The sequence below is a fragment of the Chromobacterium fluminis genome (assembly GCF_011602385.1).
Classification (GTDB): domain Bacteria; phylum Pseudomonadota; class Gammaproteobacteria; order Burkholderiales; family Chromobacteriaceae; genus Chromobacterium; species Chromobacterium fluminis.
The window spans coordinates 11,379-26,779 of sequence record NZ_JAAOMA010000002.1; the positions used below are offsets into that span (position 1 = coordinate 11,379).

At 72.3% G+C, this 15,401-nt stretch carries 4 protein-coding genes (1 of these 4 only partly in view); all 4 read right to left on the reverse strand.

Annotation, left to right across the window (positions count from 1 at the left end):
* Tightly spaced (each overlapping or abutting the next), the 4 genes in view from HA052_RS01560 to hmlB form a layout consistent with a single transcriptional unit that may run on beyond the window.
* Nucleotides 1-774, reverse strand: coding sequence for a glycosyltransferase (locus HA052_RS01560; protein WP_166450527.1), 774 nt, complete (start codon nucleotides 772-774; stop codon nucleotides 1-3).
* Nucleotides 771-1,541 carry an SDR family oxidoreductase HmlD gene (gene hmlD / locus HA052_RS01565; RefSeq protein ID WP_166450528.1) on the reverse strand — a complete coding sequence of 257 codons (771 nt, stop codon included), beginning with the start codon at nucleotides 1,539-1,541 and terminating at the stop codon, nucleotides 771-773. The genes HA052_RS01560 and hmlD overlap by 4 nt, the downstream gene beginning before the upstream one ends.
* Nucleotides 1,538-12,475, reverse strand: coding sequence for a jagaricin-like haemolysin non-ribosomal peptide synthetase HmlC (hmlC, locus tag HA052_RS01570; RefSeq protein ID WP_439823230.1), 10,938 nt, complete (start codon nucleotides 12,473-12,475; stop codon nucleotides 1,538-1,540). Before hmlC ends, hmlD begins: the two co-directional genes overlap by 4 nt.
* Nucleotides 12,472-15,401, reverse strand: partial view of a jagaricin-like haemolysin non-ribosomal peptide synthetase HmlB gene (gene hmlB / locus HA052_RS01575; RefSeq protein ID WP_166450530.1) — the 3' portion only. Its footprint extends 6,079 nt past the window's final position; 2,930 of the gene's 9,009 nt are visible here — the last part of the coding sequence; its start codon lies off the right edge, out of view; the stop codon is at nucleotides 12,472-12,474. Before hmlB ends, hmlC begins: the two co-directional genes overlap by 4 nt.

The following is a 15,401-nucleotide window of genomic DNA, read 5'->3' on the forward strand; positions in this document are numbered from 1 at the left end:
TCATTGCAAAGGCAGCCGTCGCGTCAGCCAGGGCAGCAGCAGCCGGTTCAGCCGGGACAATAGCCGGTGGCGCAGGTCCAGCCAGTTGAGGTCCATGTGGTGGCGGGCATAGCCGCCGTCGGGATCGTCGGCCGGCGGCCAGGAGCTGCCGTCCGGCGTGGGCGAGCCGGGTTCGAAGTAATAGCCGGGGCAGCACAGCGTGGCCGCGTCGTCCAGGCAGCCGCTTTGCTGCACGCACCAGGTGAAGAAGCGCGGCCCCACGGTGACGGCGGTGCGCATCGCCGGCGATTCGCGCAGCCGGGCCGGCATCGCCGGGTCCAGCGGCGCGCACTGGCCGGCGGCCAGCCGGTCCAGCACGGTGTCCCACAAGGGGTGGCCGGGCGCGCTGCCTATCAGCGCGTTGTTGAAGCCGTGGGTGCGCGACAGGATCAGCCGCCTCTCCGGCAGCAGCGGGTCTATGGGCCGCAGGTTTTCGATGTCCATGTCGATGTAGAAGCCGCCGTGCAGCGCCAGGAACAGATAGCGCGCGGCGTCTATGCGCTGGATGTCGCGCTCGAAGCCGGCGTAACGAGCCGCGAACCAGGGATAGTGCTCGTCGACCAGCGCCTGCATCTTGGGCGCGTCCCAGAACACGAACTCCCAGTCCGGATGGCGTCGCATCCAGCTGTCGCGGTAGCGGCGATATTTGTCCGGCAGCGCGGCGGCGCCTTGATACCAGATCTGATGGATGCGGCGCGGAATGTCCGCGGCCGGGGTGGCGAGTGTCGGATTCACGAGAAGGTGGCTCCGCCGTCGATGGGGATGATGCGGCCGTTGAAGTAGTCGCATTCGATGATGAATTTCAGCCCCTGCCAGATTTCGGCCGGCTCGGCCATGCGCCGCAGCGGCACTTGGGCGATCAGTTCCTCGCGGGTCGCGGGCGCCAGGCCGGCCGCCATCGGGGTATCGGTCAGGCCCGGGGCGATGCCGGCCACGCGAATGCCGAAGGGCGCCAGCTCCAGCGCCCAGGTCCGGGTTAGCGCGTCCAGGCCGGCCTTGGACGCCGCGTAGTTGGACTGGCCGGGATTGCCGGCACTGGTGACCGAGGAGACGTTGACGATCAGGCCCGGCGTCTTGAGGCCGGACTCCACGCGAGCGGCGGCGAACTCGCGGCTCAGCAGATAAGGCGCGGTCAGGTTGGTTTCCAGCACCGACCGCCATTGCGCGGTGGGCAGCTTGCGGACGAAGCCTTCCACGTCCAGCCTCACCAGCCAGCCGTCGCGCAGGATGCCGGCGTTGTTGACCAGCAGATTGGCCGGTTCAGCCTGTTCCGACGCGGTTTTCAGAAAAGCGCGGACCGCGGCCTCCTGGCTCACGTCCAGCACCGAGCCGCGCACCGCGCCGGGCAGGCCGGCGGCGTCCTCTTCCAGCCGGCGCAGGCCGGCGGCGTCCAGATCCGCGGCGTGGACCCGCGCGCCGGCGCGGGCCAGCTCCAGAGCGAAGGCGCGGCCGATGCCGCTGGCGGCGCCGCTGACGATGGCGTTGATGTGTTCCAGTTTCATTCTGCGGTTTCCATGGTGGAGGGTTGAGCGGCGGCCCGGCGCAGCGCGTCGCGCTCGGCGTCGGACATGCCGCGCAGCTTCAGGTAGACGGCGGCGATCTTGGCGGCCAGGCCGGGCGCGGACTCGCGCTCCGCCAGCAGCGCGGCCAGGGCGCGCGGGGTTTGGGCGTGGAAGGTGGCGCGCAGCGGCAGCGTCTGCCGGAAGATTTTGTTGACGCGCACCTGGATGCGGGTGGCCAGCAGCGAATGGCCGCCCAGTTCGAAGAAGTCGTCGTCGGCGGCGATGTAGGCGCGTTCGAACACTTCTTCCCACAATGCGCACACCGTTTGCTCCAGCGGGCCCTGAGGGGCGCTGCCGACGCGGGTCGGCGCGCTGGCCGCCGGTTCGGGCAGGGCCTTGCGGTCCAGCTTGCGGTTGGCGGTCAGCGGCAACTGGTCCAGGGTGACAAAGCGGCTGGGCAGCATATAGCCGGGCAGCGCGGCGGACAGCTGGGCGCGGACCCGCTGCAAGGCAGTCGGGTCGGCTTCGTCGCCGGCGCGCCAGGCGCCGCCGTCGTCCGGCACCAAGTAGGCCACCAGCCGCGCGTGGCCTTGCGGGTCGCGGCGGACGGCCGCTGCCGCCTGGCGCACGCCGGGCAGTTCGCGCAGCCTGGTTTCCACTTCCTCCAGCTCCAGCCGGAAGCCGTTGAGCTTGGCCTGGCCGTCCAGCCGGCCCAGCACGCGGACGCTGCCGTCCGGCCGCAGGCAGGCCAGGTCGCCGCTGCGGTAGACGCGGGCGCCGGACCGGCCGGCCAGCGGATCGGGGCGGAAACGGGCGGCGGTTTGCGCCGGCGCGCCCAGATAGCCCAAAGCCAGGCCGTCTCCGCCGATCTGCAGTTCGCCCGCCAGTGGCGGCGGCAGCGGCTGGCCGTGGTGGTCGGCCACCCATAGCGTGGTGCGGCGGACGGCGTGGCCGGCCGGCGGCGGCAGTTCCGCGCCGTCCACCCGGTGCAGCGCGGACCAGATGGTGGTTTCGGTGGGGCCGTAGACGTTCCACAGCGCGGCGCCGGCGTCCAGCAGCGCGCGGGCCAGGTCGGCGGGCAGCGCCTCGCCGCCGCACCAGGCGCGCAGCCCGGGCGCGGGCTTCCAGCCGGCCTCCAGCAGCATGCGCCAACTGGCCGGCGTGGCCTGGATCACGCCGGCGCCGCGGCGCGCGGCCTCGGCGGCCAGCGCCGGGCCGTCGCCGCTGGCCGCAGCCGGCGCGATGGCGACGGTGCCGCCGCGGACCAGGGGCAGCAGCAGTTCCAGCGCCGCGATGTCGAAGGACCAGGTGGTGACCGACAGCAATACGTCGTCCGCGCCGAAGCCGGGCTCGGCGCTGAAATGCCTCAGGATGTTGGCCAGCGAGCGATGGGCGATCTGCACGCCCTTGGGCCGGCCGGTGCTGCCGGAGGTGAACAGGGTGTAGGCCGGCGCTTCAGGGTGGAGCGAGTCGCCGGGCAAGGGCGCGTCGTCGCCATCGGCTTGAGGCAGAGGCGTCGGCAGCGTCAGCAGTTTGGCGGACGCGGGCCAGCCGGTCTGCTCGCCGTCGACGAGGACCAGGCCGGGGAGGGCGTCTTCCAGGATGGCGTCGCGTCGCAGCGGCGGCAGCGCCGGGTCCAGCGGCAGGTATTGCGCGCCGGCCCACAGCGTGCCCAGCAGGGCGGTCAGCGCGCGTCCGTCCGGCGGCAGGGCCAGCGCCACGGTGTCGCCGGGAGCGACGCCGCGCTCCGCCAACCGGCGCGCCAGCGCGCGCGCGCCGTTCACCAGTTGGCGGTAGCTCAGCTCGCCGTCCTCGGCGGCAACCGCGATCTTGTCCGGGCTGAGCCGCGCGGCGGCGGTCAACATGGCGAGCACGTTGTCGCCGCGCTCCGGCGGCGGGAAGACGGCCGGAGGCGTCGGTTCAGCCAGACGCAGGTCGCCGACGCGGGCCGCGCCGCCGGCGATCTGCCTCAGCAGCCGCGGAAGCGCTTCCAGCAGCGCCGCGACGCGTTCCGCTTCGATGCGGCCGGCGTCGAATACGCCGTCCAGCTCAATGGCGTCGGCGCCGGGTTTGACGTAGAGGGTCAGCGGGTAGTTGGACTGCTCGCGCGCGGAGGCCGCGCCCACGCGCAGCGCTTGGGCGGCGTCGCCGACCGAGGCGCGAATCGGGTAGTTCTCATAGACCAGCACCACGTCGAACAGCGCCTGGCGCGCGGACAGGCCGCTCCAGCGCTGAATGTCCACCAGGGCGCTGGCTTCGTGCGGAACTAGCCGGCTTTGGGCGTCTTGCAGCCGGCCGAGGAAATCGCCGATAGGCTGCGCGGCCGAGCAGTCGGCGCGCAAGGGCAGGGTGGAAATGAACAGGCCGACGGCGGCGTCGCAGCCGGGCAGCGATTCGGGCCGGCCGGCCATGGCGACGCCGAACACTAGGTCGTCGCAGCGGCCGACGCGGGACAGAGCCACCGCCAGCGCGCCCTGGAACAAGGTGTTGAGCGTGACTTTGCGCTCTCGCGCCGTCCGCCGCAGCTCGGCGGTCAGCGCGGAGTCCAGCCGCAGCGAATGGGTGCGCGGCTGGGGCGGGCCGCCGGCCGGCAGCAGGGCCAGATCGGCCGCGGCGGCGTAGCCGCTGAAGTAGTCGCGCCAGAAGTCTTCCTGGGCTTGGCGGTCGCTGTGCGCGCGCAGCCATTTGATGAAACGCCCGAAGGAGGGCGCCGGCGGCAGCGCCGCGCTCTGGCCTTGGCTCAGCCCGCGGTACAGGGCCAGCGCCTCGTCGAAGACGACGGCCATGGACCAACCGTCCAGCAGCGCGTGGTGATGGGTCCAGACCAGCCGCCAAGGCGCGCCGTTCCGGGTCAGCAGCGCCAGGCGCATCAAGGGCGGGGCGTCCAACGCGAAGCCGGCGGCGCGGTCGTCGGTCAGATAGCGTTCCAGCGCGGACTCGTCCGGCGTTTCGCGGACCGAGAACGGCAACGCGGGCGCGCGATGGACCCGTTGCAGCGGCGCGGCCAAGCCTTCCCAGGCGAAGCTGACGCGCAACGCGTCGTGCCGCGCCAGCACCTGTTCCCAGGCTTGACGCAGCAAGGCCGGGTCCACCGCGCCGTCCAGTTCGGCGACCACTTGTTCTATGTAGACGCCGGCGGGGCCGGAAGAGGCTTCCATTCGCGAGTGGAACAGCATGCCTTCCTGCACCGGCGTCAGCGACCACAGGTCGACGATGTCGCCGCGCTGGCCCAGCGCCGCGGGCAGGCCGGCTTCGTCCAGCGCGGCCAGCGGGAAGTCGTCCGGCGTCAGCGCCGCCGCCGCGGCGTCCGCGTCCAGGCTCAGCAGCGCGAGCAGCCGCTGCCGCATTTGCCGGGCGAGGGCTTCCACCGTCGCGCGCGGCAGCGTGGCGCGGCCGTAGTTCCAGCGCAGGGACAGTTTGCCGTCGCTGACCAGGGCCACGATGTCGATCAGCCGGGGGCGCAAGCCGTCCGGGTCTTCCATCGCGCCCACGGATTCCGGCGCGGGCGCCAGCGCGCCGTCGGCCGGCAGGCTGGCGTCGAACTGGCCCAGATAGTTGAAGGCGATTTGCGGTTCCGGCATGGCGGCCAGCGTGCGGGCGTCGGCGTCGTCCTTCTGACGCAGCGCGCCGTAGCCGGCGCCGCCGGCCGGCACCGCGCGCAAGGCTTGCTTGACCCGGCGTAGCAGCCGCGGCGGCGAAGCCTCGGCCAGGCCGGTCACGGTCAGCGGATACATGGCGGTGAACCAGCCCACGGTGTGGGAGAGGTCCAGCGCCTCGTCGTCTCGGCCGTGGCCTTCCATGGTGAGGACCAGCGCGTCGGCGTCCAACCAGTCGCGCAGCGCGCCCAGCGCCGCCGTCAGCAGCATTTCCTCGGCGCTGGCGCGCAGCGCTCCGCCGCGGAGCAGGGCGGCGGTTTCGCCGCCGTCCAGCGACAGCTCAACGGTGTCGGTCGCGCCGTAGCGGTTGTCGCGTGCCGCCTCCGCCGTCAGCGGGATGCGGACCGCGTCGGCGGCCAGCCGCGCCTGGTCTAGCCAGTAAGCGCGTTCTTCGGCGGAGGGCGCGAGCGGGCGCAGCGCCCAATGGCCGAAGCCGACGTTCGCCGGCATGGGGGCGACGCTGGCCAGCAGGCTGGCGAGATCTTGCAGCAGCACGCGCCAGGACACGCCGTCCACAATCAAATGATGAATGACCAGCAGCAGCCGGCCGGCTTCGCCGTCGCCGCAGTCGAAGTGCACGGCTCGCAACAGCGGCCCGCGTTCCAGATCCAACTCGCGCTGCGCCGCTTCGGCGCGGGCCTCGATGGCGGCGGCGCGTTCAGCGGCAGGCAGCGCGCTCAGATCGACGCGTTCCAGCCAGTCTTCTTCGCGCAAGGCCTCGCGCGGCGCGTAGTGTTGGCGCCAGCCGTCGGCGCCGGCGGCGAAGCGCAGGCGGAAGGCGTCGTGGCTTTGTTCCAGCCGCAGCAGGGCGCTGCGCAGCGTCGGCGCGGCAATGCCGGCGGCCACGCTCAGCAGCAGCGCCTGGTTCCAGTGGCCGGGACGCGGCAGGGTGTTTACGCGTTCGAAGAACCAGCCTTGGGCCGGCGTCAGCGGAAGCGGAGCGCCGGGTGGAATGTTCTCCAGCTTGGCTTCCTGCCGCGCCGGGCGCGCTTGGGCGGCCAGCTCGGCGATGGTGGGGTGGCTGAAGATGTCGCGCGCGGCCAGCGTCAGGCCGGCCTGGCGGGCTTGAGCCACGATTTGCAGGCCTAGGATGGAGTCCCCGCCCAATTGGAAGAAGTTGTCGTCGGCGCCGATGTCCTCGCGGCCCAGGATTTGCCGCCAGATCGCGGCCAGAGCCTGTTCCTCTGGGGTCTTGGGCGCGCGGCTGGGCCTTGGGGCCGTCGCGTCCGCCTGCGGCGCGGGCAGCGCGGCGCGGTCGGTTTTGCCGTTGGCGCCGACCGGCCATTGCCGCAGCGCGATCAACTGCGCGGGCAGCATGTATTCCGGCAGACGCAGGCGCAGCGCCGCCAGGATGGCCGCGCGCCAATCTCCGGCCTCGGCCTCAGGCGTCAGCCCGACATAGCCGGCCAGCTTGTCCGCGCCGGAGCGGTCGCGGTAGAGCGCGGCGGCGGCTTGGCGCACGCCGGGGCAGGCGGCGAGGCCGGCTTCGATCTCTTCCAGTTCCACGCGCTGGCCGCGCAGCTTGACCTGGCCGTCGGCGCGGCCCAGGTATTCCAGCAGGCCGTTCGGCAGCAGGCGCACGATGTCGCCGCTGCGGTACATGCGGCCGCCGGGCAACGGCGACAACGGGTCCGGGATAAAGCGCCGCGCGGTCTGCGCCGGCTGGCCCAGATAGCCGCGCGCCAGGCCGCAGCCGGCGATGTAGAGTTCGCCGCGCACGCCGTGCGGCACCGGATTGAGGCGGGCGTCCAGCACGTGGAAGACGGCGCCGTCTATGGGCTGGCCGATGCCGACGGCGGGCGCGGGCGGGTCCGTGCGCAGGTATTCCGCGCTGGAGGCGTCGATGGCGGTTTCGGTGGGGCCGTAGAGGTTGACCAGCGGGATGTCCAGGGTGGCGTGGAAGCGGGCTTGGGTGGCGGCCGGCAGCGCTTCGCCGCCGACGAAGACCCGGCGCAGCGTGCGGCAGCCGGCGAAGTCCGGCGTCGACAGCAGCACGGCCAGCAGGCTGGGTACCAATTGCAGCACGGTGACGCCTTGTTCGCGCACGGCGCGGATCAGGTAGTCCGGGTCGCGGTGTCCGTCCTCGGTCGCCAGCAGCAGCCGCGCGCCCTGGGTCAGCGGCGCCCAGAACTCCCAGACCGAGGCGTCGAAACCCACCGGGGTTTTCTGCAGCACCGCGTCGTCCGCGTCCAGCGGGTAGCGGCGGTTCATCCAGGCCATGTGGTTGTCCAGTGCGGCGCGGGCTACGGCGACGCCTTTGGGGCGACCGCTGGAGCCTGAGGTAAACAGCAGATAGGCCAGCGCGTCGCCATGGACGGGCGCGGCGGGGGCCGCCGCGTCTTCGTCGTTCAGATCTTCGGCCAGGTTCGCCTGCAAGACGGCGCAGCCGGGCGGCGCGTAAGCGGCGGGATCCAGGCTGAGCAGCAGCGCCGGGGCGGCCTCCTGCAGGATGTCGCGGCGGCGGGCCTCGGGCTGGCCGCGGTCCAGCGGCAGATAGGCGGCGCCGGCTTTCAAGGTCGCCAGCATCGCCACCACCAGTTCGGGCGAGCGCGGCAAGTCCAGCGCCACCACCGCGTCCGGGTCAAGGCCATGCGCCAGCAGCCGGCGCGCCAGCCGGTTGGCCTGGCCGTCCAGCTGGGCGTAGCTCAGCGCTTCGCCGTTTCCGGCGACGGCGGGCGCCTCCGGTTGCCGCCGCGCGATGGCGGCGACCGCCTGCGGCACAGAGAAGGCCGCGAGGCCGGCGGACGGTCCGCGGAGCGGCTCGACAGCGGTCTCCGTCAGCGGGACATCCAGGCACAGGGCGTCGGGATCTCGCGCCAGCGCGGCGGCGGCGGCCAGGTAGAGCTGGCCGATGGCGGCCACTTGCTCGTCGGGGAAGGCGGCGCGGTCGTAGGAAAAGCCCAGGGCGACGGCGCCTTCGGCGCGGCTGGCGCTGAAGGTGACGGCCAGCGGGATGTCCACCGCTTCCAGGCGGCTGCTGTCCAGCACCTCCAGGCCGCCGGTCTCGCTCAGCTCGCGGTAGACGTGGAAATCCACATAGTTGAACGAGGCGTCGAAGCGGGCGGCCTCGTCCAGCTTGAGGATTTCCGCCAGCGGGAAGAAGCGGCGGGGCAGGCTGTTTCCCTCCGCCGTCATGGTTTCCGCCAGCAGCGCGCGCCAACTGCCGCCAACGCGGACGCGCAGCGGCAGGGTGTTGAGGAAGAGTCCCAAGGCTTCGGCGCCGTCGGCGTCGGCCGGACGGCCGTTGCTGACCAGGCCGGTGACGATTTCGTTCTGGCCGCACAAGCAAGCCAGCACGCGGGCGTGCACGGCCAGCAGCAGGGTTTTCAGCGGCATGCCGCTGTCCGCGGCCTGCCGGATCAGCGCCGCGGCGGTGGCGTTTGGCAAGCGCGTTTCCCGCGATCCCACCCTGGCCTTGCCCGTCGGCGCAACGCGTTGAGGCCAGCGCGGGATGGCGGCGGACGGCAGGCCGTTCAGCTGCGCGCGCCAGTAGTCTCGTTGCGCCGGATCGGCCAACGCCGCGCGTTCGGCGGCGACGAACTCTCGGAAGGCCGCGCGCGGCGCCCGCGCGGGGCCGCCTTGGTCGCGCATCCGTTTGAACAAGGCCGAGCACAAGGTGGCGACGCTCCAGCCGTCCAGGATGGCGTGGTGGAAAGCCAGCGTCAGCTGCCACTCGTCGTCGGCCAGCCGCAGGCAGCCGACGCGCAGCAGCGGCGGCCGTTCCGGCGCGAAGCGCTGTTCGCTTAGCTGTCGCAGCTGACTGGCGACGGCGTCGTCCCTTTGCTGCGGCGACAGGCCGCGCAGGTCGTCGATTTCCAGGCTGGGCGTCAGATCGCGCCAAACCAGTTGCAGCGGCTGGGAGTAGCCGGCCAGCGCGAAGCCGGTGCGCAGCAACGGGTGTTCGCGGCTCAGCTCCGCCAGCGCCCGGCGCAGGCGCTCCGGGTCGATGTCGGCGCGCAGCCGGTGGGAGAACACGTCGTGGTACAGGTTGCGGCCGTCGTCGTATTCATTGTGGAACAGCATGCCGGCCTGCAGCCTGGCCAGCGGCAGCGCGTCTTCCACCTCGGGCGGCAGCCGCGCGCGGTCCGCGGCGTCTATCAGCGCGAACGGGGGCAGTGCCGCGTCCGGCGCGGGCGTGCTTTCGGCTTCGCCTATCGCTTCGACGATGGCTTCAATGGTGCCGTGGCGGAAAATGTCCTGGATGCTCAGCGGGCAGCCGCGCTCCTTGGCCAGGCCGGCGATGCGCACGCTGCGGATGGAGTCTCCGCCCAGCGTGAAATAGTTGTCTCGTATGCCTACGCGGGGCAGGTCCAGCACCTGGCGCCAGATATCCGCCAGCAGTTTTTGCCTGGGGGTGGCCGCTTCGACATAGGGCGTGTCCAGCGCCGAACGCGCGCCTTGCGGCGACGGCAGCGCGCGCGCGTCCACCTTGCCGTTGAGGGTGAGCGGAAACTCGGCCAACGCGATGAAGACCGCCGGAATCATGTGGGCCGGCAAGCGCGCGGCCAGATGGCGGCGCAGGGTTTCGGCGCCGGCCGCGGCGGGGTCGTCGGCGAGCAGATAGGCGATGAGTTGGTCGTCGGCGGCGACGAGATGGACGTCGCGCACCGCCGGGTGGCTCAGCAGCGCCGCGCGCACTTCGCCCAGTTCGATGCGGAAGCCGCGAATCTTCACTTGATGGTCGATGCGGCCGCAGTAGAGCAGTTCGCCGTCGGCGGTTCGCCGCGCCAGGTCGCCGGAACGGTAGCGCCGTTCCGCGCCGACGCCGGGAAAACGCTCGGCGTTGAGTTGCGGGCGGTTCAGATAACCGAGGCTGACGCCAGCGCCGCCGACCAGGATTTCACCGGGCGCGCCCAAGGGAACGGGATGGCCGCAGGGGTCCACCAGTTCCAGGCTCAGGTCGTCCAGCGGTTCGCCTATCGGGCTGAGTTCGCCGCCGGCCTCAAGATCGGCGGCGAGGATGCGGCGGAAGGTGACGTGCACGGTGGTTTCGGTGATGCCGTACATATTGGCCAGCCGCGGACTGTCGTCGCGGTGCCGCTCCAGCCACGGGCTCAATTCCGCCAGCCGCAGCGCCTCGCCGCCGAAGATCACCCAGCGCAGCGCGGACGGCCGCGGCAGCGGGGCGGCGGCTTCGGCCGCTATCGCCAGCTTGAACGCGGACGGAGTCTGGTTCAGCACGGTGACGCCTTCGCGGCCCAGCAGTTCGACGAAGGCGGCCGGATCGCGGCTGAGCTCGCGCGGCACCACGACGCAGCGGCCGCCGTGCAGCAGCGCGCCCCAGATTTCCCATACCGAGAAATCGAAGGCGAAGGAGTGGAAATAAGTCCAGACGTCGCTTTCGTCGAAGGCGAAGTGGCGGGCGCTGGCGGAGAACAAGCGCAGCACGTTGCGGTGGGAAACCAGCACGCCCTTGGGCTGGCCGGTGGAGCCGGAAGTGTAGATCACGTAAGCGCCGTGCCCAGCTTCCAGGCCGGTGGGCGGCCGCGCCGCCGGCCTGGCGCCGCAGCCTATCTCCGCCAACGACAAGCAGCGGTGCTCCGCCGGCAGCCGCGGCTTGAGTTCGGCGTCGGTCAGCGTGAGCAGCGCTTGGCTGTCGGCCAGTTGGTAGGCCAGCCGCTCTGCCGGATAGTCCGGATCCAGCGGCAGATAGACGCCGCCGGCCAGCGTCACCCCCAGCATGGCGGCGATTTGTCCGGCGGAGCGCGGCAGGCAAATGCCCACCCTGACGCCGGGCGCCACGCCGTCCTGGCGCAAGCGTTCCGCGATGGCGGCGGCTTGGGCGCGCAATTGCCGGTAGCTTAGTGTCGCGGGGCCGTCGCTGACGGCTATGCGGTCTGGAAAGCGTTCGGCGGCGGCCAGGAAGCCTGCGGCCAGGGTGTCCGGCCCGCCGCGGCTAGCCAGCGAGGCCGATGCGGGCGGTTGGATCGCGCTTGGCCGGACCAGGCCCAACTCGCGCAGCGCGGCGTCCGGCCGCGCGGCGATCTGGCGCAGCAGTTCCAGATAGGCCTCGGCCAGCGCCGCGGCCGGAGCGTCGTCCACTCGAGCGCGGTCGAAGCCCAGCTTCAAGCTCAAGCCGTCCGCGCCCGGCACCAGGGTCAGCGTCAGCGGATAGTGGGTGCGCTCGCGCTGGGAGACGTCGGAAATCCGGAAGCCCAAGCCGTCCGAGGGCAGGGCATCGCCTATCGGGAAGTTGTCTATCGCCACCAGGGTTTCGAACAGCGGCTGGCCGCGCGGCACGCCGCTGTGGCGCTGGACTTCGGCCAGATCGCTGTGCGACAGCGATTGCAGCTCCAACTGAAGGCGTTGCACCTCGGCCAGCCATTGCGGCAGCGCGGCGTCGGCCGGCACCGGCAAGCGCAGCGGCAGGGAGTTGATCAAGAGGCCCACCATGCCGTCCACGCCGGGCAGATCAATGGCCCGGCCGGACAGCGTAAGACCGAAGACCACGTCGTCCTGGCGGCTGTATCGGCTGAGCAGGATGGCCCAGGCGCCCAGCAGCAGGCTGCCCGGCGAGACCCGGCAGCGTTCGGCGGCGGCGGCGAGGTCGCCGTCGGCGCGGTAGTCCAGCCGCATCTCGATCTGGCCGACGTCGGCGCCGGCCAGCGCGCCAGGCAGCGCCGGCCGGTCCAGGCCCAGCGGCGTGGGCGCGGCCAGATCGCCCAGCGCGGCGCGCCAGCGCTTGGCGGCGTCGTCCTGGTCCTGGCGGCCCAGCCAGCTCAGGTAGGCGGCGAAGGGCGGCGGCGCCGAGGGCAGCGCCGCGCCGGACAGCAACGAGAAGTAATCGCGCATCAGGATGGGTAGCGACCAGCCGTCCAGCAGGATGTGATGGTGGCTCCAGATCAGCCGCCATTCCTCCTGCCCGTAGCGCAGCAGGGTCAGCCGCATCAGCGGCGGCCGGTTCAGCTGGAAGCCGCGGCGGCGGTCTTCGTCCAGCAGCGCTTCCAGCCGCCGTTCGCGCTCGGCGGGGTCGTCCCGGCTCCAGTCGTGGACGTCCAGCGGCGTTCGCGCGTGGCGAAACACCACTTGGCGGGGCTCGGCCTGGCCCTTGGTGACGAAGGCGGTGCGCAGGATGGGATGGCGCTCGGCCAGCCGCTCCAGCGCGTCGGCCATGGCGGCGGGATCCACCGCGCCGTCCAGCCGGCAGATCAATTGCTCGAAATAGACCGGGGAGCCGGGCGCGAACAAGGTGTGGAACAAGACGCCGCGCTGCAGCGGGCTCAGGGGCAGGATGTCCTGGATCTGGTCTTTGAGGTTCGGTGTGCTTGTCATGTTCATTCGATGTCGGTGAGGTCGTCCAGCAAGGCGGCCAATTCGTTCTCTTCCAGCGCGACGCCGGCGAAGTCCGAGGTGTGGTAGGCGACGGCGGGCTGGCCGCCGGCGCGGCAGAGCGCGGCCAGTTCTTCCAGCGCCAGCCGGCACTGTTCGGCCAGCGCCGGGGTGTCGTGGGCGTCGGCGTAGTCGAAGTCCAGCCGCAGGCGGCCTTTCTCTATGCGGGCGTTGACGGCGACGGCGTGTGGTAGCCGCTGGCGCGGGTCTTGCGCCGGCCCGGCCTCTAGCGTCGACAGCCGCGCCCGCAGCCGTGGCAGCACGCCGTCGGCGGCGTCGTCCAGCCGGCCCAGGTAGTTGAAGCTGAGCGGCCGAGGCGGCGCCAGGTCCAGAGCGGCGGCCTGGGCCGGATCGCCCAGATAGCGCAGCACGCCGAAGCCGATGCCGCCGCCGGGCACGCCGCGCAGCGCGGCCTTGGCCGCCGCCGCCGCCGGCTCCCAGCCGTCGCCGGCCGGCTCTATGCGCAGCGGGTGCAAGCAGGTGAACCAGCCCACGCTGCGCGATAGATCGGGCGCGGGGCCGGCCGCCGCCTTGCGGCCGTGGTTTTCCAGGTCCAGCGCGAGCGCGGGCAGGCCGCTCAGCCGGCGCCAGGCCAGGGTCAGCGCCGCCAGCAGCAGTTCCTGCGGCTGGGCGCGGTAGCGTTCGGCGCCGCCCTCCAGCAGCGCGGCGCTGGCGTCGGCGTCCAGGCTGACCGTCGCGCGGCGGCGTTCCGCCACGCGGCCGACGGCGGCGAGTCCGGGCGGCGCGGCCAGCGGGGAGACGGCGCGGCGCCAGTAGTCGAACTCGCCGGCCAGCGCGGGCGCGTGCTCGGCCAACGACTGCGCCCAGGCCCGGTAGCTGACGGGCACCGGCGGCAGCGAGAGTTCAGCTCCGTCTGCGGCCTCGCCGTAGGCTTGGTCCAGGTCGTCCAGCAAAATGCGCCAGGACACCACGTCTACTACCCAGTGATGGGCGATCAGCAACAGTTCGGCGCGGCCGTCCGGCCCGGCTTCGATCAACACGGCGCGCAGCAGCGGGCCGCGCTCCAGGTCCAGCGAGGCTTGCAGCCGCGCGCCGTGGGTTTGCAGCTCCGTCTCGCGGGCGGCCGCTTCCGTCGCCCGCAGCGTCAGCGTTTCAAGCGGCAGCGCGGCGCGCGGCCCGTAATGCTGGCTCCAAGCGCCGTCGGGGCCGCGGCGCAGCCTCAGGCGCAGCGCATCGTGCCTCAAGGCCACGGCTGTCAGCGCCGCCTGCAAGGCGGCGGGGTCCGCGGCGGCGTCCAGGCTCAATCGCAGGCTGAGGTTCCAGTGCTGCGGCGCGGGCCAGTCTTGTTGTAGGAACCAGCGCTGGATAGGCGCCAGCGGCGCCTCGGCCTGTTCCGGCTCCTCGATGTGCGCCCGCCGCGCGGCGGCGCCGGCCACGGCGGCCAGTCCGGCTACCGTGGGATGGGCGAACAGCGCGCGCGGCTCGATGTCGAAACCGGCCTGCTTAGCGCGCGAGACGATCTGCAGGGCCAGAATGGAGTCGCCGCCGACGGCGAAATAATTGTCGTGAACGCCGATGCCGCTCCGCCCCAGCGCCGAGCGCCAGATCTCCAGCAGCGCGGCCTCGGCCGCGTTCAGCGTCTTGTCCGCGTCCGGCGAGTCCGGCGCGGCCTCCTCCGGCGACGGCAGCGCCGCGCGGTCTATCTTGCCGGCCGGGGTCAACGGCCATTGCCGCACGCTGACGATGGCTTGCGGCAGTTCGTGGGCCGGCAGGCGGGCGGCCAGGTGTTCTCGCAGCGCGGCGGCGTCGAAGTCGGTTTCCGGTTTGAGCCGCGCGTAGGCCACCAGTTGGCGGCGCTCGCCGTCCAGGCGGATCAGCGCCAGCGCTTTGTCCACGCCCGGGTGGGCGTTTAGCGCGGCGGCGACGCCGTCCAGCTCGATGCGGTAGCCGCGGTGTTTGACTTGGCCGCCGGCGCGGCCGAGAAAACGGATGCCGCCGTCGGGCAGGTATTCGCCGAGGTCGCCGCTGCGGTACAACCGCGCGCCGGGCAGGCCGGACACGGCGTCCGGTACGAAGCTGGCGGCGGTGCGGCCGGGCTGGCCGATATAGCCGCGCGCCAGCGCCTCGCCGCCGATGTGGATCTCGCCGGGCACGCCGGGCGGCACTAGCGCGCCCCAGCGGTCCAGCAGATAGAGGCGGACCCCGGCCATGCCGCGGCCTATGGACGGCAGCGGCTCGACGGCGTCGCAGACCTGCATGCTGGCGCAGACCGTGGCTTCGGTTGGGCCGTAGGCGTTGACCACGCGGCGGGCGGCGGCCCAGCGCGCCAGCAGGCCGGGCGAGGCGGCTTCGCCGGCGGCGATCAGGGTGCGCAGGCCGGGCAGATCGTCTTGGCCCAGCGCCGCCAGCAGCGCCGGGGGCAGGGTGGCGTGAGTCAGACCGTGGCGCTGCGCGGCGCGGCGCAGGGCGCCGGCCGGGTCTTGCGCGGCGTCGGCCTCCGGCAGGCACAGGGCCGCGCCGCTGCCCAGCGCCATGAAGATTTCCGACACCGAGGCGTCGAAGCTCAGCGGGGCGAACTGATAGACCCGGCTGCCGGCGTCCACCTGGAAAACTTCGCATTGGGCGCGGCAGAGATTGGCGACGCCGCGATGGCTGACGCCCACGCCCTTGGGCCAGCCGGTGGAGCCGGAGGTGTAGATCAGATAGGCCAGATTGTCGACGCCGGCGGCGCAGGGCGGGGCGGAGTCCTGCGCGGCGTCCGGCGAGTCGGCGGCTTGGTCCAGCAAGAGCAGGCTGGCCGGCAGCCGGCTCAGCGTCGGCAGCAGGCGGGTTTCGCTGAGCAGGATGGCGGCGCGGCTGTCGGCCAGCATGTAGTCCAGCCGCTCGGCCGGGTAGGCCGGGTCCAGCGGCAGAT

Coding starts and splice junctions, on each gene's coding strand:
- hmlD (WP_166450528.1), bottom strand. CDS start 1,541: ATGAAACTGGAACACATCAACGCCATCGTCAGCGGCGCCGCCAGCGGC.
- hmlC (WP_439823230.1), bottom strand. CDS start 12,475: ATGAACATGACAAGCACACCGAACCTCAAAGACCAGATCCAGGACATC.